The 20,001-nt window shown below is 61.8% G+C and carries 18 protein-coding genes; 5 read left to right on the forward strand and 13 right to left on the reverse strand.

The genetic code is table 11. The annotated features are described in order from the left end of the window. The first annotated feature begins 226 nt into the window (after positions 1-226). From HMPREF1155_RS04555 to HMPREF1155_RS04570, 4 genes are all read left to right on the forward strand, one after another. Entirely contained in the window at positions 227-1,459 is a 1,233-nt protein-coding gene (locus HMPREF1155_RS04555) for a cytochrome c biogenesis protein/redoxin (protein WP_009077874.1), read from the forward strand. 112 nt (positions 1,460-1,571) lie between these two features. Beyond that, positions 1,572-2,798 (forward strand): peptide-methionine (R)-S-oxide reductase MsrB, encoded by a 1,227-nt coding sequence (msrB, locus tag HMPREF1155_RS04560; protein ID WP_009078061.1) that lies wholly within the window; start codon positions 1,572-1,574, stop codon positions 2,796-2,798. 104 nt (positions 2,799-2,902) lie between these two features. Then, on the forward strand, positions 2,903-3,619 hold the full coding sequence (locus HMPREF1155_RS04565) for a response regulator transcription factor (RefSeq protein ID WP_009077891.1): 717 nt from the start codon (positions 2,903-2,905) through the stop codon (positions 3,617-3,619). Next, positions 3,612-4,952 (forward strand): HAMP domain-containing sensor histidine kinase, encoded by a 1,341-nt coding sequence (locus HMPREF1155_RS04570; RefSeq protein WP_238319107.1) that lies wholly within the window; start codon positions 3,612-3,614, stop codon positions 4,950-4,952. The genes HMPREF1155_RS04565 and HMPREF1155_RS04570 overlap by 8 nt, the downstream gene beginning before the upstream one ends. Positions 4,953-4,991: 39 nt before the next feature. Here HMPREF1155_RS04570 and HMPREF1155_RS04575 read toward each other — a convergent pair whose 3' ends face one another. The 10 genes from HMPREF1155_RS04575 to HMPREF1155_RS04620 all read right to left on the reverse strand — a co-directional run bounded on the left by HMPREF1155_RS04575 (position 4,992) and on the right by HMPREF1155_RS04620 (position 14,420). Beyond that, the gene (locus tag HMPREF1155_RS04575; protein ID WP_238319109.1) at positions 4,992-5,717 is read right to left on the reverse strand and encodes an L-2-amino-thiazoline-4-carboxylic acid hydrolase; all 726 of its coding nucleotides are present in this window, start codon (positions 5,715-5,717) and stop codon (positions 4,992-4,994) included. After that, positions 5,651-6,286, reverse strand: a complete 636-nt coding sequence (locus HMPREF1155_RS04580; protein WP_009077817.1) for a TetR/AcrR family transcriptional regulator — start codon at positions 6,284-6,286, stop codon at positions 5,651-5,653. The genes HMPREF1155_RS04575 and HMPREF1155_RS04580 overlap by 67 nt, the downstream gene beginning before the upstream one ends. Before the next feature lie 185 nt (positions 6,287-6,471). Next, positions 6,472-7,860: an ABC transporter ATP-binding protein gene (locus tag HMPREF1155_RS04585; RefSeq protein WP_009078014.1), complete on the reverse strand. Its 1,389-nt coding sequence runs from the start codon at positions 7,858-7,860 to the stop codon at positions 6,472-6,474. Next, a complete protein-coding gene (locus HMPREF1155_RS04590) occupies positions 7,857-8,555 on the reverse strand; it encodes an energy-coupling factor transporter transmembrane protein EcfT (RefSeq protein WP_009077851.1) in 699 nt (232 codons plus the stop codon). Before HMPREF1155_RS04590 ends, HMPREF1155_RS04585 begins: the two co-directional genes overlap by 4 nt. 1 nt (position 8,556) lies before the next feature. Beyond that, positions 8,557-9,156 (reverse strand): MptD family putative ECF transporter S component, encoded by a 600-nt coding sequence (locus tag HMPREF1155_RS04595; RefSeq protein ID WP_009077743.1) that lies wholly within the window; start codon positions 9,154-9,156, stop codon positions 8,557-8,559. A 39-nt stretch (positions 9,157-9,195) separates the two neighbouring features. Then, a complete protein-coding gene (locus tag HMPREF1155_RS04600; RefSeq protein WP_006363305.1) occupies positions 9,196-9,813 on the reverse strand; it encodes a TetR/AcrR family transcriptional regulator in 618 nt (205 codons plus the stop codon). Positions 9,814-10,066: 253 nt separating this feature from the next. After that, positions 10,067-10,948: an NrfD/PsrC family molybdoenzyme membrane anchor subunit gene (nrfD, locus tag HMPREF1155_RS04605; protein WP_009078083.1), complete on the reverse strand. Its 882-nt coding sequence runs from the start codon at positions 10,946-10,948 to the stop codon at positions 10,067-10,069. A 10-nt stretch (positions 10,949-10,958) separates the two neighbouring features. Beyond that, the gene (locus HMPREF1155_RS04610; RefSeq protein WP_039993377.1) at positions 10,959-11,498 is read right to left on the reverse strand and encodes a 4Fe-4S dicluster domain-containing protein; all 540 of its coding nucleotides are present in this window, start codon (positions 11,496-11,498) and stop codon (positions 10,959-10,961) included. Between the two features lie 3 nt (positions 11,499-11,501). Continuing rightward, positions 11,502-13,667, reverse strand: coding sequence for a molybdopterin-dependent oxidoreductase (locus tag HMPREF1155_RS04615; protein ID WP_009077859.1), 2,166 nt, complete (start codon positions 13,665-13,667; stop codon positions 11,502-11,504). Between the two features lie 39 nt (positions 13,668-13,706). Beyond that, positions 13,707-14,420 (reverse strand): 4Fe-4S binding protein, encoded by a 714-nt coding sequence (locus HMPREF1155_RS04620; RefSeq protein ID WP_009077854.1) that lies wholly within the window; start codon positions 14,418-14,420, stop codon positions 13,707-13,709. Between the two features lie 261 nt (positions 14,421-14,681). Here HMPREF1155_RS04620 and HMPREF1155_RS04625 point away from each other — a divergent pair, with 261 nt between their 5' ends. Further along, positions 14,682-16,796, forward strand: a complete 2,115-nt coding sequence (locus tag HMPREF1155_RS04625; protein ID WP_039993379.1) for an aldehyde ferredoxin oxidoreductase — start codon at positions 14,682-14,684, stop codon at positions 16,794-16,796. Positions 16,797-16,964: 168 nt separating this feature from the next. Here HMPREF1155_RS04625 and HMPREF1155_RS04630 read toward each other — a convergent pair whose 3' ends face one another. The 3 genes from HMPREF1155_RS04630 to HMPREF1155_RS04640 all read right to left on the reverse strand — a co-directional run bounded on the left by HMPREF1155_RS04630 (position 16,965) and on the right by HMPREF1155_RS04640 (position 19,872). Further along, a complete protein-coding gene (locus HMPREF1155_RS04630; protein WP_009078022.1) occupies positions 16,965-18,164 on the reverse strand; it encodes a cysteine desulfurase family protein in 1,200 nt (399 codons plus the stop codon). 5 nt (positions 18,165-18,169) lie between these two features. Then, entirely contained in the window at positions 18,170-18,784 is a 615-nt protein-coding gene (locus tag HMPREF1155_RS04635; RefSeq protein ID WP_238319111.1) for an iron-sulfur cluster assembly scaffold protein, read from the reverse strand. A gap of 95 nt (positions 18,785-18,879) precedes the next feature. Beyond that, positions 18,880-19,872: a hypothetical protein gene (locus HMPREF1155_RS04640; RefSeq protein ID WP_009078059.1), complete on the reverse strand. Its 993-nt coding sequence runs from the start codon at positions 19,870-19,872 to the stop codon at positions 18,880-18,882. Between the last annotated feature and the right edge of the window lie 129 nt (positions 19,873-20,001).

Consider the following 20,001-nt stretch of genomic DNA (forward strand, 5'->3'; position numbering starts at 1 on the left):
CGCAGTCCATTTACCGGCTTTCCGCGAGACAGCTCAGGGAATCATAGCAGGTTCGCCCTCATGCATCCTGTCGATGGAGACCCAGTGCATCCAGGCAGCGGCCTCAAGGGAATCGGAATGGGCTTCCTGAAGAATTCTGAAACCGGGTCCCGATAGAGGCGCTGGCGGCGAAAGTCGGGATATCATGCCGGAAAACAATGCTCGCAAACTCTGATCAGGAGAACCCATGGAAACCGGCATCATAGGCGCGACGTTCGTCGCAGGACTGCTGTCCTTCTTCTCACCCTGCATACTGCCCCTGCTTCCTGTCTACATCGGACTGCTCACGTCCGATGCGAACGACCAGGAACTCGGCGGCGTGCAACGCGCGACGCGGACGGTCGCGTTCGTGCTGGGCATCTCGGCCACGTTCCTCGTCCTCGGACTGGGGGCCGGCGCCGTAGGGCACGCGCTCAGCAACGGCTACGTCGCCATCGCCTGCGGCGTCGTCATCTTCATCTTCGGCCTGCACCTTTCCGGATTGATCCAGATTCCTCTGTTGCAGCGGGAGAAACGCTTCGACACCAGCAAGCTGAACGTCCGCACGGTCGCAGGCGCCTTTCTGCTGGGACTCGGCTTCTCGTTCGGCTGGACGCCCTGCATAGGCCCTATCCTAGGCTCCGTCCTGGCGCTGGCGGCGCAGCAGGGCACCGCTGCGGCGGGCGCCGCGCTCACGCTGGTGTATTCGCTCGGCATGAGCATCCCGTTTTTGATCATCACCCTCGCTTCGAACGCGCTCATCGGCCGCGTGCGTTCGCTGAACCGCTACCTTCCCACCATCCAGCGCATCGGCGGCGCACTTATCGCCATCATGGGTCTCTGGATGATCTTCACCCAGGTGCACGATCTTTCCGCGCGCTCCACCTCCATGGATGACGCCGCGCAGGAACAGTCCGCCGACGAGGGGATGGACGATATGAAATCCGATACCGCCTCGAAAGACGACGCCATGACCGAGACCGGCTCTGGAGCCAAGAGCGATCAGCAGGCCGGCAAGGACGGCTGGCGCCATGTCAAGCTCCAGGATGCGCACGGAGAAACGCATGAGCTTGCCGACTACGCAGGCAAGCCCGTCTACCTTAAGTTCTGGGCCAGCTGGTGCCCGACCTGCGTAAGCGGCCTCGATAATCTGAAGGCCCTGGCCGCGCAGCATGAAGAGGCCGGAGACGTGCATGTCGTCACGGTCGTGGCCCCGGGGCTGTCGGGAGAGATGAGCCAAGACGAGTTCGCGCGCTGGGCTCAGGAACAGGGTCTGGACTTCGATATCCTGATGGACGGCCAGGCGCAGCTGTTCAGCGCATTCGGCGTGCGGGCGCTGCCCACTTCGGTGTTCCTGGACAGCCAGGGCAATGTGGTGCAGACGCGCACGGGAGATATCAAACCGCAGGAACTGGAGAAGATGATCTCGCAGCTTGAATAGCTTTGCGCGCAACGATGCAAGCGGGACGATGCGACCCTCGTCTACGCTCGTCGCAACCGCCATTCTTCCATCGCCGCATCGCACCTGCGCAAGGATCGGAAAGGATCAGGTCATGAACGCACGAACCCGCATACGCGCCTTCGCCGCCCTTGTATGCGCCGCTCTCTTCGCAACCGCCATGCTGAGCGGATGCGATGCCCAGAGCTATCTGAGCAAGGCGACGGATTCGCACGGCATGAAAGGCGTCTCATCCGAAAACCCTACCGATACGACCAAGGAGGCAGACGTGAACATCGACTACGACAACCTGCATGACATCTACTTCGCCGGAGGCTGCTTCTGGGGCGTGGAGGAATACTTCTCCCGCATTCCCGGCGTGGCCGATGCCGTATCCGGATACGCCAACGGAGACGCGAACGTCGCCCATCCCAGCTACGAGAAGGTATGCACCGACACCACCGGCTATGCGGAGACCGTGCATGTCTCGTACGATCCCAAGATCGTGAGCCTGGACACGCTGGTGCGCCAGTACTTCAAGATCATCGATCCTACTAGCGTGAACAAGCAGGGCAACGACCGCGGCAGCCAGTACCGCACCGGCGTGTATTACGTCGATGAGGATGATCGCGCCGCCATCGAGAAGGTGTTCGACGACGTGCGCGCTCAGTACGACCGGGATGTCGTCACCGAGCTGGAGCCGCTCGGCGCCTGGTGCGAAGCCGAAGACTATCATCAGGACTACCTCAAGAAGAACCCGAACGGCTACTGCCATATCGATTTCAGCAGCTTGGATGACGTGAAGCTCGAATCCGGCGCCGACGGGGCCGAACCCTATGGCTACAAGGACGAGAACGGACGCGTGCGTGTGAACGAAGCCGCGTTCAGCCGTCCGGACGATGACGAGATCGTCCGCATGCTGACCGACGCGCAGTACGACATCACCCAGCGCGACGGGACCGAGCGCGCCTTCACCGGCGATTACTTCGACAACAAAGAGCCGGGCATCTACGTGGACGTGGTGACGGGCGAGCCCCTGTTCTCTTCTGAAGACAAGTTCGAATCGGGATGCGGGTGGCCCAGCTTCACGGCGCCCATCGATCCCGACGTCATCGTGGAGAAGACCGATATGTCCCACGGTCTGATGCGTACCGAGGTGCGCAGCCGCGTCGGGGATTCGCATCTGGGTCACGTCTTCACCGACGGTCCCGCCAAGGCGGGCGGCCTGCGCTACTGCATCGACAGCGCCGCCCTGCGGTTCATCCCTCTCGACAAGATGGAGGAGCAGGGCTACGGCATATTCATGGATCGCTGCGATTCCTACGGAGAGAGCACGAAGTGACGGAAGCACGCCGAGAATGGTCATGGCGAAGAACGCTTAGAATGGGATTTTAGCCGGGTTCATCCGCCCAAGGCGCGCGAACGTTCTGAGGATCAGAGGAGTGCATGAAGGAACCGCCCCAGGCACAGCACCAGGCACGCATCCTGCTTGCCGACGACGACCCCGATATCCTCGAGGTCGTCAGCGTGCTGCTTGCGAGCGAGGGGTATCGGGTGGATGCCGCGCGCGACGGCCTGGAAGCGCTCGCTCTTGCGCGGCATCCTTTCGACCTGGCCATTCTCGATGTGATGATGCCCAAGGCCTCGGGTTTGGAGGTGTGCGAGCGTCTCCGCTTGTCCAGCAATGCGCCCATCCTGTTTCTGACCGCCTGCTCGCAGGATGCCGACAAAGTGGCCGGCCTTGCCGTGGGAGGCGATGACTACCTGGTCAAACCCTTTTCGACGCCCGAGCTTCTGGCTCGTGTGAGGGCCATGCTGCGCCGCTACCGTCAGTACGGCTCGGTCCAAGGCGCGCAGACGGGGGAAACGATCCAGGCAGGACCGGTGCTCATCGACACACGCGCGCGTCGCGTGAGCAAAGGCGAGACGCCCGTGGCGCTCACCGACCTGGAATACGAGGTCCTGCTCGCCCTCGCCCGCAACAGAGGCCGCGTCGTGTCTGCGCGCGAGCTGTACGAGAACGTGTGGCGCAGCATGTACCTTCCCCAATCGAACAACACCGTCATGGCGCACATAAAGAACCTGCGCAAGAAGCTCGAAGCCGATCCTCGCGATCCGCAGATCGTGCGCACGGTATGGGGGCGGGGATACACCATTGACTAATCCGATGAACAAGCTGGCCTACCGGCTCATCGCCTACGTAGCGATCGCGCTCGCCGTGGGGGCGGGGGTGTTTTTCGGTGCCAAGACCCTTGCGAACTGGGGAATCTCCTCCATCGTCGATACGCCGGCCGCCCAGGAGCAGCGCCTTGCGCGCGCAGCGGATTCGTTGCAAGACTACATCGACGAGCACGACGTCTCGCGTTCGGACAAGGCGGCGCTCGACGACTGGGTGACCCGCGAGCGGTATGTGATGCTGCAGGTCTACGGCGACGATCGCATCCTGTACGACTCCACCATGGACGAGAATCTGGCATCCCTGGATATACCCGGCGGCGATTCGATGCAGTGGCAGAAGACCTTCGACGTGCGTTTCTCCGATGGCGAAGGCGAGGCCATGTTCTACGAATACTACGCGATGGGCGACGAACTGGCCGCGACCGCGGCGTCCGGCGCTCTGGCGACCGCGGCTTTCGCGCTGGTGCTCGTGCTGCTGGTGTTTCGCAAGACGCGCTCCATCGGAACGCTTAACGACGAGGTCCATATCCTGGAGGGCGGCGATCTGGACTATCCGATCTCCGTTCAGGGAGATGACGAGCTGGGCGAGTTGGCCCGCAGCATCGACGATATGCGCAAGGCCGTCCTGGCCCGCCAGACCGATGAGGATGCGGCGCGCCGGCGCGACTACGAGCTCATCGCCTCGATGTCGCACGACCTGCGCAGCCCGCTCACGTCATTGATAGGCTATCTGGACATCCTGGCCATGGGCAGATGCACGTCGGAGCAGGATGAAAAGCGCTATCTGGAAAGCAGCAGGCAGAAGGCCTACCGCGTCAAGGAGATATCCGACGAGCTGTTCGAGCGCTTCCTCTCCCACGATGCCGATTCCTCGACCCGATCGCTCACGGAATGCGATTGCCGCTCGCTCATAGGCGCGCGCATCGAGGAAGGGGTTTTCGAGCTTCGAAGCATAGGCATGGAGGTTCAGGTAAGCGGAATGGAATGCCTCGAAGGGCTTTCCGTGCAGGCGGACCCCCGCGCGATCGCGCGCGCCTTCGACAACCTGTTCGGCAATATCAGGAACCATGGAGTCGCTCGGGGCACCGTGCGCATCGTGTGCTCGCGCGCCGAAGATGGCGCATGCGGCATGCGTGCTGCGACGATCACGCTGGTGAATAGCGTGCGGGGTGGGGAATCGTCCACGCATGAGGGAGCAGGGCTGGGCCTGCGGGTCGCCACGCGCATCTTCGCGCATGCGGGCTGGCGCCTCAGCGTTTTCCAGGCCGACCGCACGTTCGAAGCGCGTATCGACTTCGACGCACGGGAACGCGTCTGAAACATTGCGTTCTCCCCGGACCGATGCCGAAAAGGACCTTCATTCCCCTTTGTTCTTAATCCAATAGTCGCACTCGTCGAAGCCGTCTGCGACCGTATGATCCCGGTAAAGCGTTCCTCCGAGCGCTTCCATGACGGCCTTGTCCGTTTCGCAGAAATACGGCATGAGTTCTCCGTAACCGTTTTCCTTCGCGAAATCTGCGATGGGACATCCCACGAGATGGATGCTGATTCCCTCTTTGCGTCCCCGGGGGTTGATTCTCATTCCCCAGGCGTTGTTCCACGAGCTGTCTGCCTTGTGCTTGTTCAGCTTTCTCGCCCTCATGCCGAATAGGCCGTAGAAGAGCTTCTGTACCAGCTTGTTGTTGAGATCGAACCGTTCCAGCGGCTTCCTGCCGTTTCTCCCCGTCATCATCATGCCGTAGCACATGTCCGTGATTTCGTCGGGGGATAGGGAGCGTCCCATGCATTCGTAATAGGCGAATGCCGAAAGTGCGCCGTAGAAGTTCTTGGACATCGGGTTCTTCTCGCCGCCTATATAAGGGGCTTGATCGGCAAACGATTCATACATGCGGTTGATCTTTTCGAATTTTTCCTCAGCCTTTTCTTCGGTATAGCGTTCCGTTAAGCGCGCTCTGATCCATTCGGCGGATGCCGGCGGCATCGGGTAGGTCCCGATCGTCTCTTCCGATCGTTTCATCACGTTCCCTCCCTCATCAAAGCAAGGATGCCCTTTTCGTAGACCTTTCCTGTGGTCTCCATGCACCTTATGATCGTGTTCCTGTCCCTATCCGAAACGATGAGCCGGAAAAGGGTATGGATATAACCCTCCATCAGGACCTCGAGCGTCCGCCCTTCTATGTCGTGCATATCGCTTGATCCGGAGGATTCGGATGCGTTGACGATGGTCTTGGCGGCACGGCTCGCCAAGGCATCCAGGAATCCCTCGTATTTCGTTCCTTGAGAGCCGTTGACGATGAGGACCATGGCGTCTTTGTCCTGCAGAACCGCATCCACGATCTTTGGAATATGCCGGTAGTATGCCTCGCCCATCGTATGGAATCGCATCTTTTCAGGAAGGGCTTCTATTGCATCGCAAGCGCTGCCGAGCGCTTTCATCAATCGATCCGCCGTCGGGTCCGTGATGGCGTAGAACAGCTCTTCCTTAGAGGCGAAATAGCCGTACAATGCGCCGGATGTGAAACCTGCTTCCGAGGCGATCTTCCGCAAAGGAGCCGCTTGGAACCCGTAGGCAAGGAAATGCTTCCTCGCGCTTGCAAGTATCCTGTCCTTCGTTTCGATATCGCCGAGTTCCGATTGCTTTCGTCGTGCCATATCTCCTGCGCCGTTCCTCTCTATGTCGTGATATGCATCGTATGCGATCCATGCTTTAATGTATCTAAGTTATATAACTTAGATACATTAAAGCACGATATGTCGGCTTCTGAAAGGGAGAACCTAAGAAAACGATAGAACAGATCCTTGACGAATGAGGGAGATGCCGGCGGGTATCGGCCGCATCAAAGGTCGTCGAGGCAATACCCGCTGTCGCAGCATGCGGCCATGAACTCGCTGTCATGCGTGATGACCAGGATGCTTCTGCCCGTGCGTGCGGCCGCGGCAAGCTCATGCGCGATGATTTCCATGTTCGTGCCGTCGAGCCCGCTCGTCGGCTCGTCGAAGATGAGCACGTCGCGATTCGAAAGCAGGGCGCAGGCGATGGCGAGCCGTTGGCGCTGGCCGCCCGAGAGGGCCGCAGGGTGCGCGTCCTTGAACTCGTAGAGCCCTAATCGCTTGAGCGCCGCACGGGTGCGCTTTATGGTCTTGTCGGTCGGTTTCGCGTCCAGAAGCAGCTCGTCCGCCACCGAGCTCGTGAAGAACTGCGTGCCGGTATCGTTCGAGCAGAACCAGACGGACGTGCGTCGCTGCGCCCCACGCATCTTCTTGCCACGTATGAAGACGGCTCCTCCGTTGGGGCGCGCAAGTCCCGCGAGAATCATTCCGAGGGTCGTTTTCCCTGCGCCGTTGCGTCCTGTGATAGCGGTCACGCGCCCTGGGTAGAAATGCAGGTCAAGATCCTTCCAGATGATTCGCCCTCCTCGTCTGCACGAAAGCCCGGTCGTATGCATCGAGGGGTTCTCGCCGCGGGGAAGGGGCAGGTCGGGCTTGCATACGGGCATCGGCGCCCGCAAGCCGCGCTGCCGACGTTCCCCCTCGTCCATCGAGCGCATCTCATCGGGCGTGAATTCCGCCCGGATGCGTCCGTTCTCGAGATAGACGTAGCGATCGGCCACGCCGTCGAGCCAAGAGAGGCGATGCTCGGCGATGACCTGGGTGAACCCTTCATTCTTGAAACGCTTCACGATGCGTGCGAGCTGGCGTGCGCCTTCGGCGTCCAGGTTCGCGGTAGGTTCGTCGAATACGAGGGTCTTCGGCGCCGGGGCGCAGACCGAGGCGATGGCGACCCGCTGCTTCTCGCCGTTCGAAAGCGCATCGAGCGGACGGTCGCGGACGTAATCGAGTTCGAGATCGGCGATGGCGGCGTCGGTGCGGCGACGCACCTCGTCCTGATCCATTCCCAAGTTCTCGCAGGCGAAGGCTACCTCTCCAGGCAGCTCGGATGAGAAGAACTGGCTCTTAGGGTCTTGGAACACGCTGCCCACGTGCGCGCTCATCTTCCATGAAGGGGCGTCGGGCACTTCTTTGCCTTCAACCGTGACCGACCCTTCGAGCCTTCCTCGGTAGAAGCAGGGCGCAAGGCCGTTCATCAACCGCGTCAGCGTGGTCTTCCCGCAACCCGATGCGCCGCAGAGCACCACGCACGCGCCTTGGGGCACATGCAGGTCTATGTCGACGACGCCGTGGCTGCCGTCTCCGTATCGGAACGTGACGCGGTCGAGACGGATCACGGCTTTGCTCCGGTCACGAGCAAGAACAGGGCGGTTCCCGCCATCCAGACGGCAAGCCAGATCGCATCCCGTGCTTCGCACGGCCGCCCGTAATAGCTGCTTCGAATGCCGTTTCTTTCCGCTCCGCGCGCGATGGCCGACACGGTGAGCTGGTCAGCTATCTGCAGGCACCGCAGCATAAGGGGCACGATGACGTATTCGCCGCTTGCGGCGGGGTGGGCGATCATGCGGGCAGGAGCGGTGAGGGATCGATTGCGCATGGACCGCACGATGCTCGAGAGTTCGGAGGCCATGGTGGGGAAGAAGCGGAACACGACAAGCACTCCCAGGATGAGTGCCACGGGCGCGTGCATCTTGGATAGAAATGCCGAAAGATCGCCTGGCGGGGTGGTGATGAGATCCCATCCCACCACGATGACGGGCGACATGCTCCAGAGCAGAAGAACGTGGAATTCCGAGAACACGATCATATGCAGCCCGTGGAATCGGATGAGGAAGAGCAGGAGCGCGAGTACGGCGTAGGTCATCGCGAAGGATAGCGCCAGACGCGTCCTGCCTTGCATCGCTACGTAAATCAGCGACAGCAGCGTGGGAAGGTAGAGCATGGACAGGGCGCTCGTCAGCGTCGAACAGGCCAGCGCGCACGCGAATGCACAGAGCTTGACGGGGACTTTCAGCGAACGGCCGCCCGACACCTTACAGCACGCCTGCCTTCTTGAAATGCGCGCGCACGAGCCGCGTGCCGACGACTGCACCGAGAAATGCCAGGACCAGGGTGAATATCACGATGAACGTGATCCAGAACGGATCGGTATAGTAGTGCAGGTAGGCATTCACGTAGCTCTGCTCCATGCCCGATTTCATGGCGAAGGCGTAGTACGTATCCCAGAAGAACAGAATGGGAAGGAAGTTGGTGCCTTGGTGCAGAAGCCCGTTGACGGACCACGAGGCGATGACCTTTCGAGTGTCCTGATACGCATCCTTCTTGATCAGGATGAGTTCGGAGATGACGCCTACGAGGATGAACCAGGGGGCCAGATACCAGTTTCCCGATATCAGGTAGACGATGCCCACCATGGTGGCGTATATGAGCGTGCAGCCGTGCTTGCCCACGCGCGTCGCCAGGAGCACGTACACCACGCCGCATGCGAACGCGGAGAACGACGTCGACAGCACCATGCTCACGAAGTCGTTGGGCATGCACACGAGGTTGATCGCGATCTGGATGACGATCATCAGCATGCTGATGAGCACCGTGGAGATGACGTCCCTGATCGTCCATCTGCCATCGTTCATGCGGGGTCCTTTCTTTCGGGTATGGACGGTCGGCGCGTGCTACGTGAGTCTGATCAGCCCTTCCCATCCGCTGTTGAAGAATGCGGCCAGCTGCTGGACGTATTCGAGGGCCCGTTCGCGCGTCATATCGTGGACGACGGTCTCGAATACCGCCGTGAAGTAGGCGCTCGTGATCATGTGGTGCAGGTCATGGTCGACCTCGCCTTCGATCTTCCCCTGCTCGCGAAGCCGGCCGTAGTAACGTTCGGTCTGGTCCACGTCAAGCTCTACCAAGTCGTGCACGTAGGAGGAGAAACGGGTGCCGTCCGAGCAGCACAGCACCAGCTTGAACGCATCGAAGTTGTCGTAGACGTAGTTCACGAAATGCAGGAGGTATTCCGTCGACAGGCTGCGGCTTTCCGCCGCGCGATCGTCGGGTATGAGGTCGAAGTGCGCATCCTGGGCCGCTTTGAACTGATCGATCAGGTTATCGGCAGCGGGTCCGGCAAGGGCTTCGAACAGCGCCTCTTTGCTCGGGTAGTATCCGTAGAAGGCGCCTTGGGTGAACCCTGCCTTCTTCACGATGGCACGAAGCGAGGCGCCCTTGAAACCATGCTCGAGGAATTCTTCCTTGCCGACCGCGAGAATCTTCTTCTGCGTCGCGCTCAATTCGGCCATGGTTCGATCGCGCCTCTCTCCCTACGGATGTCCGCTACGGATATAGCACTGATATATATCAGTGCTATATCCGTGTGTCAAGGTTCGAGAAGATATCGTCGAGCATCGCCTTCATCGGTTAGGGGCGACGTTCGATCCTTCTTGTTCGCGCTGCCGAGCAAAACGCAGGGCGGCCGAAGGAAGCGGCGGCCGAGCGGACATTCCCGCCGGCCTTTCGCCTCCTTCGGCCGCCCCGATGCGGTCTTCGATGCCTCTACGTCAACGGCACAGGCACTGCCGCCATCACGATGAGGAAGCGCAGCAGGAAGCCGCCGATAAGCACGCCCGCATCCGCGGCAGCGCCCATGTAGCGCGCCGGGGAAGTTTCCTCGAACGCGGGCTTGGCGATGAACAGCAGCCACGTCTCGACCGCCGAGGGCGCTACAAGGCCCACCACGACGAAACCGAGCCAGAACACGGGCGCCCAGCTGCCGCATACGAGGCTTGCAACCGATTGCGCACCCGCGACCGAGTTGTAGCTCGTGATGAAGCACAGCGAAGCCACCAGCACGATCTCGACGATCGGGAAGACGTAGTGGAACTTCTTGAGCACACCCGCCTCGTCGAATTCCTCCGGGAACTTCAGCGCGCCCACGAGCAGCACCGAGGACATGCCCGTCGAAACCGCCGAAACCAAGAACAGGACGGGCAGCAGCGCGTTGTTCCACAAGGGGAACGTTCGGCATACGCCGAGCAAAGCTCCCGTGTATGCGCCCACGCAAACCGCGAACACGACGCCCGCGATTTCAAGCCATGCGGGCACGCGCTTTTTCAGGCAGTCGAGCAGAAGCGCGACGAGTGCGATGAGCACGAATGCTGCCAAGAACACGACGCCCCAAGTCATAACTGAAAACGGGTTATGCAGGAGCAGCGCGAAGCGCAGCGGGTTATGCAAACCCGCTTCCGCGTCGAACATCAGCAAGAGCAGGCCGACGATCACCACCGCAGGCGCGATGATATGCCCTGCGAAACGCATTCCTTCGGCTTCAGGATGCTTGAATCGCAGGAACGCCGACGCGATGAACGCGCCGCCGCCTAAGCCTGCAAGGAAGAGGTACCACGCAATAGGTGCGCCCCAAACCGGTTCGAATGACATGTTCGCCCACCTACCTTACGTAGAAGATCTTCGATTTGGTCGCATCGCCCAGAAGAGGGGTCGCATGCGTCGCGGCGAGCATCCTGGACACATCCGAATCCGGATCGTCCAGGTCGCCGAACGTGCGCACGCCTTCCGGGCACGCGGTCACGCAGGTCGACATCTCGGTGCCATGCAGCGCGCTCACGGTGCAGAACCGGCATTTGTCGACCGAGCCTGTGCGTTCGTCGACCACGCGCGCCCGGTACGGGCACGCCGCCATGCAGTATTTGCATCCGATGCAGCGGCCGTGGTCGATGCACACGATGCCGTCTTCGTTGGTATACGTCGCGCCCGTGGGGCAGACCGTCTGGCACGGCGCGTCTTCGCAATGCATGCATTGCGAAGGAATCACCTGCAAGGAAGCCGTGGGGTACGTTCCCGATTCGGCTTCGGAAAGTTTCACGAACGGCATGCTCGCAGGCACGTCGTTCTGGTTCTGGCACGCCAAGCGGCAGGCGCCGCAGCCGATGCACTTGGTCGTGTCGATCACCATTCCGTATCGGGCCATAACCTATGCACCGACCTTCCTGATCTCGACGGGCGTCTCGCATACCATGCCCGCGCCGGTCGCGGCTTCGCGTGCGCGCGGCACGATGTCCCACACGCTTGCGCCGAATCCGGCAGCGTGCGTCATCTCCTTCGAGCCGATGCCATAGTGAGGAGGCACATACACCGCTTCGGGGCTGATGAGGTCGGTCACGCGCACCTTCACGCGAATCGTGCCCGCGGAGGTGGAAAGCTCGGCCTCGTCGCCGTCGGCTATGCCGAGGCCATCCGCCGTCTGCGGATTGAGCCATGCGCGCTGGGCCGCCATGTCCTTCGCGAACGCCGCGATCGTTTCGGCATCGGCGGTATAGGTGCGCATCTGCATGCTCTGGGCACCCGTGATAAGGCGCGGCATGCCGTCGTCCGACGTCGTCTCGGGGTCGGTATATCGGGGAACGCGATCCAAGCCCGCCTGCGCGAACGCGTCGCCTGCGAACGGGATCCTGCCCGATTCGGTGCCGATGGCAGGCGCGTCGCCCGCATGCACGGCAGCGTTCGGGATGGCGCAGCATGCGGTATCCTTCAGGCCGTCGAGCGTAACGCCGTATGCCTTGCACAGCGCATCGTTCACGTCGTCGAGCCCGAAGGCGAAATCGTCGCCCTTGCCGCATGCCGTCGCCAGGTCGGTGAAAATCCGATGCACGGCGCGCGCTTCGCCTGCGGGCGCCACCACCCGGTTTCTCTTCTCGGCAAGCGACCACGCGGCGGCAACGGGAGCGACCACGCTTTCCGCCTCGAGGTACGTTGCAGCGGGCAGCACGTAGTCGGCCTTGTGCGCGGTTTCGGTGAGCACGGAGTCGACGACCACCTTGAAGCCGATGTTGTCAAGGTCTTCTTCCACCTTCGCGGAATCGGGCCAGTCGGCCGCAGGATCGCACTCCACGAACAGAGCGACGTCCGCGCCGCCCTTCGCGGCGGCTTCCAGGGCTTCTTGGCAGCTCGCGCCGCCGAGCCCGCTTGCCTGCGCGATGCTTTCGCCTGCGGTGGAGACCTTCGTGAACGGGGCGTTCTCGAAGACGCTCTCGTCGATCGCGGGAATCTTCGCGAGGAACATGCCGCCTGTCTGGTTCACCGCGCCAAGCATGGCGTTGAGCAGCACCGCGCAGCGAACCGTTTCGAAGCTCGTCGCATAGCCGCAGCCCAGAAGCATGCCCGGGCGAATATCCACGTGGCAATGCGGGGCGGCCTTCACAAGGCCTTGCGCGGCGGCGTGCACCGCGTGTTCCGCGACGCCGCATTGCTCGGCGGCCCATGCGGGCGTGTAGCGCAGCATCGCGCTGCGGAATTCTTCGAAGCCTTCGCCATAGCGCGCGACGAAGTCCGCGTCGAAGATGCCCTCGAGCGCCACCTCGCCTATGATGCCCAGCAAGAATGCCAGCTCAGAGCCGGGCCGTACGGCAACCCATTCGTCGGCGAGCATATCTGCGCCCGCATAGCGGGGATCGACGGCCACCACGGATCCGCCGTTTTCGCGCGCCTTCGCGAATTTCTCCACCTCGGCAGGGCGAACCGTCTCGTCGCCGCTTGCATCGAGCACGACGGTGTATTTCGAATTGGCCGTGTCGAACACCGGCGTGGCGCCCAAAAGCGCTGTATACGCCGCATTAATGTCGGCGTTCACGAGTGCGGAATCGTCGAAGTAATTCGGCGAACCCACGGCTGCCATGAAACGCTTGGCATACCACGCATCGGTTGCGCGGCCGTCTTGGAACAATGCCGTCTTTCCATCGGCGCCGGATATATGGTCGGCGATATCGGCAAGCGCATCGTCCCAGCTTACGTTCGTGAAGCCGCCCTTGCCGTCAGCCTTCAGGGGTTCGAGCACGCGGTCTTCGGAAGTCGTGAGCGACGGCAGTCCCTGCCCGCGGCCGCACAGGTATCCGCCGGAATGCGGATGGCCTTCGGCGCCCATGAAGCGCCACAGCTCCTCGTCGCGCACCCATGCTTCGATGCCGCATGCGTTCGCGCAGCCCGCGCATAGCGTCGCCGTCGTGTATGTGGCCAAGTCATCATCTGAATCCGAGGACTCAGGTTGCGAGGAAGAACAGCCCGTCGAGGCGCCCAGAGCGGCCAATGCCGCGCAGCTGGCACCCGCGGCGAGGAATCCTCGCCTCGTCATCATGTCGTCCATGATGCGTCCTTTCTCAAGCAAGTCGAATCGGTCGCGAGGTTAATCCTCGGGGAACAGCGTCGCCGTGCGGACGATTCCCTTGTCGATCGCCTCTTGGGCGATGTCTTGCCAATCGACGAACTTGATGGCCCCGTTGGGGCATTGCACGGCGCAGCGGCCGCACGCGATGCACTTCGTGGATTTGCCGCTGGCCGGATCGATCTGCGGCATATTCCACGGGCATGCTTCGTGGCACAGTCCGCAGCCGATGCATGCGTCGGTATCGACCACGCGCGCGCCGGTTTTGGGATCGGCGTAGATCGCGTGCACCGGACAGTTCCTCATGCAGGCGGCTTCCTTGCACTGCTTGCAGTGCTCGACGGTGAACTGGCAGTTGCGGTAGATTCCGTCAGGGCCGTTCGAACCTTCGCCGTAGTTGTAGTTCTGCCACACGCGCACGCGCGCGGTGGCCTGGCATGCGCGGCCGTCGTTGCGCAGCGAGCACATGAGCTCGCATCGCTGGCAGCCCGAGCACCGGGCGCGATCGGTCACGATGAGCTTGGTCGGCGTCACGTCGACGGCCACCTGGCCGCGTGCGATCGTATCTTCGACGACGCCCCATTTCGCCAATGCGCCGCCGGCGATGAGGCCGACGAGGCCGATGCCGACGCCTCCGGCGACGACTTGACGGCGGGTGAATTCCTTGGGTGATTCCTTGGCAGCAGGTTCGGCCTGCGGCTCTCCAGACAGAATCGTTTCCCCCTTCTCGTCCATCGAGAGTCCCTCCTTTTTGCGCTTCTCTTCGATTGACGCACGATTCCTTGCACGCTTCGCACGCATCGCATAGTGAGGGAATGCGCTCTGCGGATGTCCCCTCAATGGGGATAAAAGTCCTGTTGAATGCACAATACCCTACAACAAGGTACACGCATGGCGGGCCATGGGGCACACTAGGATCGACCGCATAAGGGGGTCAATCGCACACATGTCCTCGCACGCACGCTTCAATGTCACAGCAAAGACTTGGAGAAAGACATGGAAACCGAAAACGTCTCCTATGGCTGGCAGGGCAAAATAGCCCGTGTGAACCTGACCACGGGGGAAATCACCACCCAGTCAACCGACCCATACAAGTATTTCCTGGGCGGCATGGGTCTTGCGAATAAGATCATGTATGACGAAGTGCCTGCAGGCACCGATCCGTTCAGCCCGGAAAGCAAAGTGGTCATGGCCGTGGGTCCGCTCACCGCATCGGGCACGCCCTTGGCAGGCCGCACCACGTTCTCGCATCTGTCGACATTCACCACCGACCACCTGGTCGTGGATTCCCATTGCGGCGGCATGATCGGCGCGAAGCTCAAGCTGGCCGGCTGGGACGCCCTCGTCATCGAAGGCGCTTCCGACAAGCCCGTGTACATCAGGATCCTCGACGACCAGATCAGCATCGAAGACGCTTCCGACGTATGGGGCATGGGGACCCGTGCCGCCACCGAGGCGCTGTGCCGTCGCGAAGGCAACGGCTTCTGTGTGGCCACCATCGGGCCTGCCGGCGAAAATCTGCTGCCGTACGCCTGCCTCATCAATTCGCGCAATCATTCCGCAGGCGCCGGCCTGGGCTCCATTCTGGGTTCGAAGAAATGCAAGGCCATCGTCATCGAGGGCAACGGCAGCGTGAACGTGGCCCATCCGAAGGTCGTCGCCGCGCTTTCCGACTACATGATTTCCGGCATCGTGGGTTCGAACAACAACCATGTGGTGCCTTCCACCCAGCAGGAGTGGGCGGAATTCTACGACAAGGGTAGCCGTTGGACCGCACGCAAGGGTCTGTACTGGGCGCAAGCCGAAGGCGACCCGATCGAGACCGGCGAGCCGAAGCCCGGCGAGCTCAACACCGTGGGCTATCGCTGCATGAAGACGACCAAGGACGACGGCCCCGAAGCCGAGAAGTACACCATCAAGATGAACGGTTGCCACAGCTGCCCGATCCACTGCTATTCCGACATGCGCATTCCCGGTTCGGCCGAGCATGGCGGCTACGAGATCACGGGCAACACCTGCGTGCCGAATTTCCCGTTTAAGTACATGATCAAGATCCTCGGCGAGAACACCCAGGTCGAAGACAACTCCGAGGACTGCGTCATCTGGAACCAGGTCATCGGCTCCACGGTTGACGATCTGGGCCTGTGGTGCAACTACGCGCAGCTCTACCGCGACATCGCGCACTGCATTTCAAAGGGCATCTTCAAGCGCGTGCTGCCCGAAGAGGAGTACGACCTGTTCGATTGGGACGCCTTCAAGAACAACGATCCGTCCATCATGGTGAAGATCCTGCGTCACATCGCGCAGAACGACAACGAGATGAGCTATATCGCGCACGGCGACATCGTGTGGTGCGAACGCTGGGACGACATGGAATGGTTCGACACAACCGCGAGCTGCCTCATCAACTACCGCGGCTGGCCCGTACACCATGCGCACGAATGCTTCGGCCAGGTGGGCGCCGTGTACAACATGATGTTCAACCGTGACGACATGATCCATTCCGCCGTGAACTTCCAAGGTTGTGGCCTGCCTATCGAGAAGAAGCGCGAAATCGCAGCCGAGCTCTGGGGCGGCGAAGACGCCATCGACGAGACGAAGAACTACACGCCCATGAACGAGTCCAAGGCGAGGTTCTGCTGGTGGTCTATCGTGACCGACGTGCTGCACGATTCGCTCACGCTGTGCAACTGGGTGTGGCCGATGGCCATGAGCCCGTCGAAGTCCCGCGACTACCGCGGCGACCTGGACTTGGAAGCGAAGTTCTACAAGGCCGTGACCGGCGAGGACATTACGACCGAAGAGCTCTACAAGCGCGGTGCGGCCATCATGACCCTGCAGCGCGCCAACACGATGCGCGGCATGGGCACGAGCGACTTCCGCAACGTGCACGACGTCTACACCGAGTGGCCGTTCACGAAAGATCCCGATATTGAGCCCTTCACGGCCGGCACCGACAAAATGGAGAAGGAAGATTTCCAGACCGCCCTTACCATGGTGTACAAGGAATTCAGCTGGGATGAGAAGACCGGCGCTCCCACGGCGGAATGCCTCGATGGATACAACCTGACCGATGTGAAGGAAGACCTTCGGTCCAAGAATCTGCTCTAGCGAACCTCCTGCGGACGGCACCCCCCCATGCCGTCCGCATCCGGGGGTGCCGCGCCTTTAACGAGCGCGGCAGAAAGCCATCAGGGCGCAGAGAGGGCCTGCCGTGCAACGCGGCAGGCCCTTTGCGTGATAGAGACGTGTGGCGGGCAGGGGTCGGACGCAGCCCCTTTATGGCCGGAAACGCGCGATGTCGATAAGGTCGAAGTTCCGCAGCTGCTCAATGCAGCTTTTCAGGATCCGTAAGGTCTGGTCGATATCGGCCTCGCTGGTTTCGTCGGAAAGCGAGAACCGCAGGGCGCCTTGGGCACGCTCGGTAGAAAGCCCGAGCGCCGTAAGCACATGCGAGGGTTTGCCCTCGCGGCTTGCACAGGCGCTTCCGCCCGATGCGCATACGCCTCGCTCGTCGAGCAGCTCTACGAGCGAGGCGGAGTCAACGCCCTCGAACGACATGTCGAGTGTGCCCGGCACACGCGGTTCGGTACCGTTTATGCAGGTGCCGGAGATCTCTTCGAGAATACGCCGCTGCAGCTCGTTTCTCAGACGGGCGATACGTCGGGCATCCTCCGCCATGTTCGTGCAGGCTTCCTCGGCCGCCGCCGCCATACCGACGATGCCCGCTACGTTTTCGGTGCCGCCGCGCAGGCCGCGCTCTTGGCGCCCGCCGTCCATGAGGGGCTCCAGAGGCGCCCCATCGCGCGCATAGAGGAACCCCACGCCTTTGGGCCCGTGGAATTTATGGCCCGAGACGCTGAGGTAGTCGACGTCCAAATCGCGCACATCCACGGGAATATGGCCGAACGCCTGCACGGCGTCGCAATGGAAGCGTGCGCCTGCCGCATGCGCCGCGCGTGCGAGGCGCGCGACGGGCTGGATAGTGCCCACCTCGTTGTTCGCGAGCATCGCCGAAGCCAAGTCGGCACCGTGTCCGAGCGCCTCGGCGAAGGCGCGTTCGTCGACGAATCCCGTTTCGCCGACCGGCACGTAGGCAACGTCGAAGCCGTCTTCGCGCAAAGACCGCGCGCTGTTGAGCACGGCGGGGTGCTCGAATGCGGTGGTGACGAAACGGCCTTTGCGGCCCTTCGTCCGAGCCTGCGCATGCATGCAGCCCTTGATGGCCCAGTTGTCCGATTCCGTTCCGCATGAGGTGAAGTGCACCTCATGCGGGTCAGCGCCTATGAGCGCGGCGATGCCGGCGCGAGCCTGCTCGACGGCGGCCCGTGCCATGCGCGCCTCGGCATACAGGGACGAAGGGTTGCCGAACCCGCCGCGCAGGTACGGTTCCATGGCCGCGAACGCGGCATTCGATATGCGCGTGGTGGCGGCGTTATCCAAATAGACGCGTCGTTGCGCGCCGGCCCGATCGTCCATGGCGTCTATGCATCTGCTGCCGCACGATGGCGGTAGGCGATCTGCAGGTCGACCATGGCGTCGCGCAACGAGCAGTTCTCGCACATCACGCAATCGAGCGATGCATCGTCGCAGGCATGCGGACGCGCACCCATGTCTTCATAGGAAGCGCCCTGGCGTATGAGGAAATCGCCGCACATGCCGCGCACGGCGCAGGCCCCATAGCGCGCGGTGTACGACTTGTCGCGCGGCACGGCACCGCGGGCTTCGGCCAGCGTTTCGGCGGAGATGGCGGCAGCCTCTTCCACCGTCTTGCCTTCCATCCAATATGCGGCGGCGCAGCCCGAGGCGATCATCGCCAAGCAGCCGTGCGCGCGGTAGCCCGCCCGCTCGATCACGTGCGTTGCAGGATTCACGTGCGCGAACAGCTGCACGGCGATTACCCCGTGCTTGGCCGAGCCCGCCATGCCGATGGCGTTCGTCTCTTCGGGCACGCCTGTTTTCGCGACGTCGGCCACAAGCGCGAGCGCCTCATCGGAATAGCCCTCGGTGTCGCGGTCGTTGTCGGTCTGGAACACGTCGCGCGTGCGAATGTACGGTTTGCCGACGGGCGCGCCTCCGAGCATGTCTTCCGGTTTCATCGATTCCCCCTTTGCGACGCTTCGCATGCGCCGACTTCCCTCGTCCTTCGGCTCTGCCTGCGTGCGGATCCGAAGCGATGCATCGCGTCGCTTCCTTATACGTTCATGTACCGTTCGACCGAATACCATTCCGCCAAGGCCTTCGCCTGCGCGTCGGAAAGGTGGTCGGACGAATAGAAATACCGCTCCCCATTGCTTGCCGTGCACGTTCGGATGTCGGAGTAGGCATCCGATTCCTGCACGGCCTGCCACGCCTGCGCGATGCGCTCGGCATTCCAACGATACGGCTTGCTCGAAAGCGACGTCGCGAGCATCGGGCGCGGATACATGCGCGATTCGGCGCGCGCATTGTCGGCCAACGTGAGCGCATCGTCGCCTTCTTCGGCGAGGAAGGCCCAGTGGGCGTAGGCATCGGTCATGAAATCGGACGAATACAGATAGGTTTGCGCGCCTTCGAGCACCTTGATGTCGTCGAGCTGCCATGCGGGCGTCTCGGATTCGGATGCGCCGCGGTTGTCGTTGATATCGGCATTCTCTCCATCATCGATAAGCGTGTCGGAGGTTTCCGCGGTTCGGTCGTCTTCCGATGCTCGCGTGCCTTCTTGCCTGTCTCCGGCTTCGATGCTCTCGTCTGCCGCGCCCGCAGACGAAGCCTCCTCGCGCATCGCGGCCTGGGCGGCGATGATTTCATCGAAGACCAGGTCTGAAAATTCCACGGGCGTCAGATGCACGGGCACGATGCCCTCGGCAGCCCACGTGCCGGGCGTGGTGAGCTTTCCTGTATTCGAGCGTGTGCGAATCATGTCGAACGCCGCCGCAAAGGCATCGTGCTCGGCTTTCGCCTGCCGCTCTTCCGGCGAAAGCTCCTCTTCGAGCCGATTTGCCAGCTCCGCCTCCCGCTCGGGATCGCGCAGCCCCGCCTCTTCCAAGCTCGTCGCACCCGTTGCGGCGAGCATGCGTGCGAGGAATTCTTCTTCGGGCGTGCGTTCGAGGGGCGATGCCTCGGTGCTCTGCGGCGACTCTTCGGCAACATCCGTATCGAGCTCGGCCTTTTCAGGATCGTGGACGGTCTCATGCGATTCGATCACGAGCGTTCCCCCTTCCGCATTCGTGCTTCCATCCTGTCAAAACGTTTGAAAACGGAGCATTCTTCGATGTTTTCCATCGTGCCTGTCGCTACACTGCATCTGTACCCTCTTTAAGGGGTATTCGGGGGA

The sequence above is a fragment of the Slackia sp. CM382 genome (assembly GCF_000293015.1).
GTDB lineage: Bacteria > Actinomycetota > Coriobacteriia > Coriobacteriales > Eggerthellaceae > Slackia > Slackia exigua.

Excerpts from the sequence above, each read along its gene's own strand:
- HMPREF1155_RS04555 (WP_009077874.1), top strand. The coding sequence starts at position 227 with ATGGAAACCGGCATCATAGGCGCGACGTTCGTCGCAGGACTGCTGTCC.
- msrB (WP_009078061.1), top strand. The coding sequence starts at position 1,572 with ATGAACGCACGAACCCGCATACGCGCCTTCGCCGCCCTTGTATGCGCC.
- HMPREF1155_RS04600 (WP_006363305.1), bottom strand. The coding sequence starts at position 9,813 with ATGGCCGAATTGAGCGCGACGCAGAAGAAGATTCTCGCGGTCGGCAAG.
- HMPREF1155_RS04630 (WP_009078022.1), bottom strand. The coding sequence starts at position 18,164 with ATGGACGATCGGGCCGGCGCGCAACGACGCGTCTATTTGGATAACGCC.
- HMPREF1155_RS04620 (WP_009077854.1), bottom strand. The coding sequence starts at position 14,420 with ATGGACGAGAAGGGGGAAACGATTCTGTCTGGAGAGCCGCAGGCCGAA.
- HMPREF1155_RS04615 (WP_009077859.1), bottom strand. The coding sequence starts at position 13,667 with ATGGACGACATGATGACGAGGCGAGGATTCCTCGCCGCGGGTGCCAGC.
- HMPREF1155_RS04625 (WP_039993379.1), top strand. The coding sequence starts at position 14,682 with ATGGAAACCGAAAACGTCTCCTATGGCTGGCAGGGCAAAATAGCCCGT.
- HMPREF1155_RS04565 (WP_009077891.1), top strand. The coding sequence starts at position 2,903 with ATGAAGGAACCGCCCCAGGCACAGCACCAGGCACGCATCCTGCTTGCC.
- HMPREF1155_RS04595 (WP_009077743.1), bottom strand. The coding sequence starts at position 9,156 with ATGAACGATGGCAGATGGACGATCAGGGACGTCATCTCCACGGTGCTC.
- HMPREF1155_RS04610 (WP_039993377.1), bottom strand. The coding sequence starts at position 11,498 with ATGGCCCGATACGGAATGGTGATCGACACGACCAAGTGCATCGGCTGC.
- HMPREF1155_RS04580 (WP_009077817.1), bottom strand. The coding sequence starts at position 6,286 with ATGGCACGACGAAAGCAATCGGAACTCGGCGATATCGAAACGAAGGAC.
- HMPREF1155_RS04635 (WP_238319111.1), bottom strand. The coding sequence starts at position 18,784 with ATGAAACCGGAAGACATGCTCGGAGGCGCGCCCGTCGGCAAACCGTAC.
- nrfD (WP_009078083.1), bottom strand. The coding sequence starts at position 10,948 with ATGTCATTCGAACCGGTTTGGGGCGCACCTATTGCGTGGTACCTCTTC.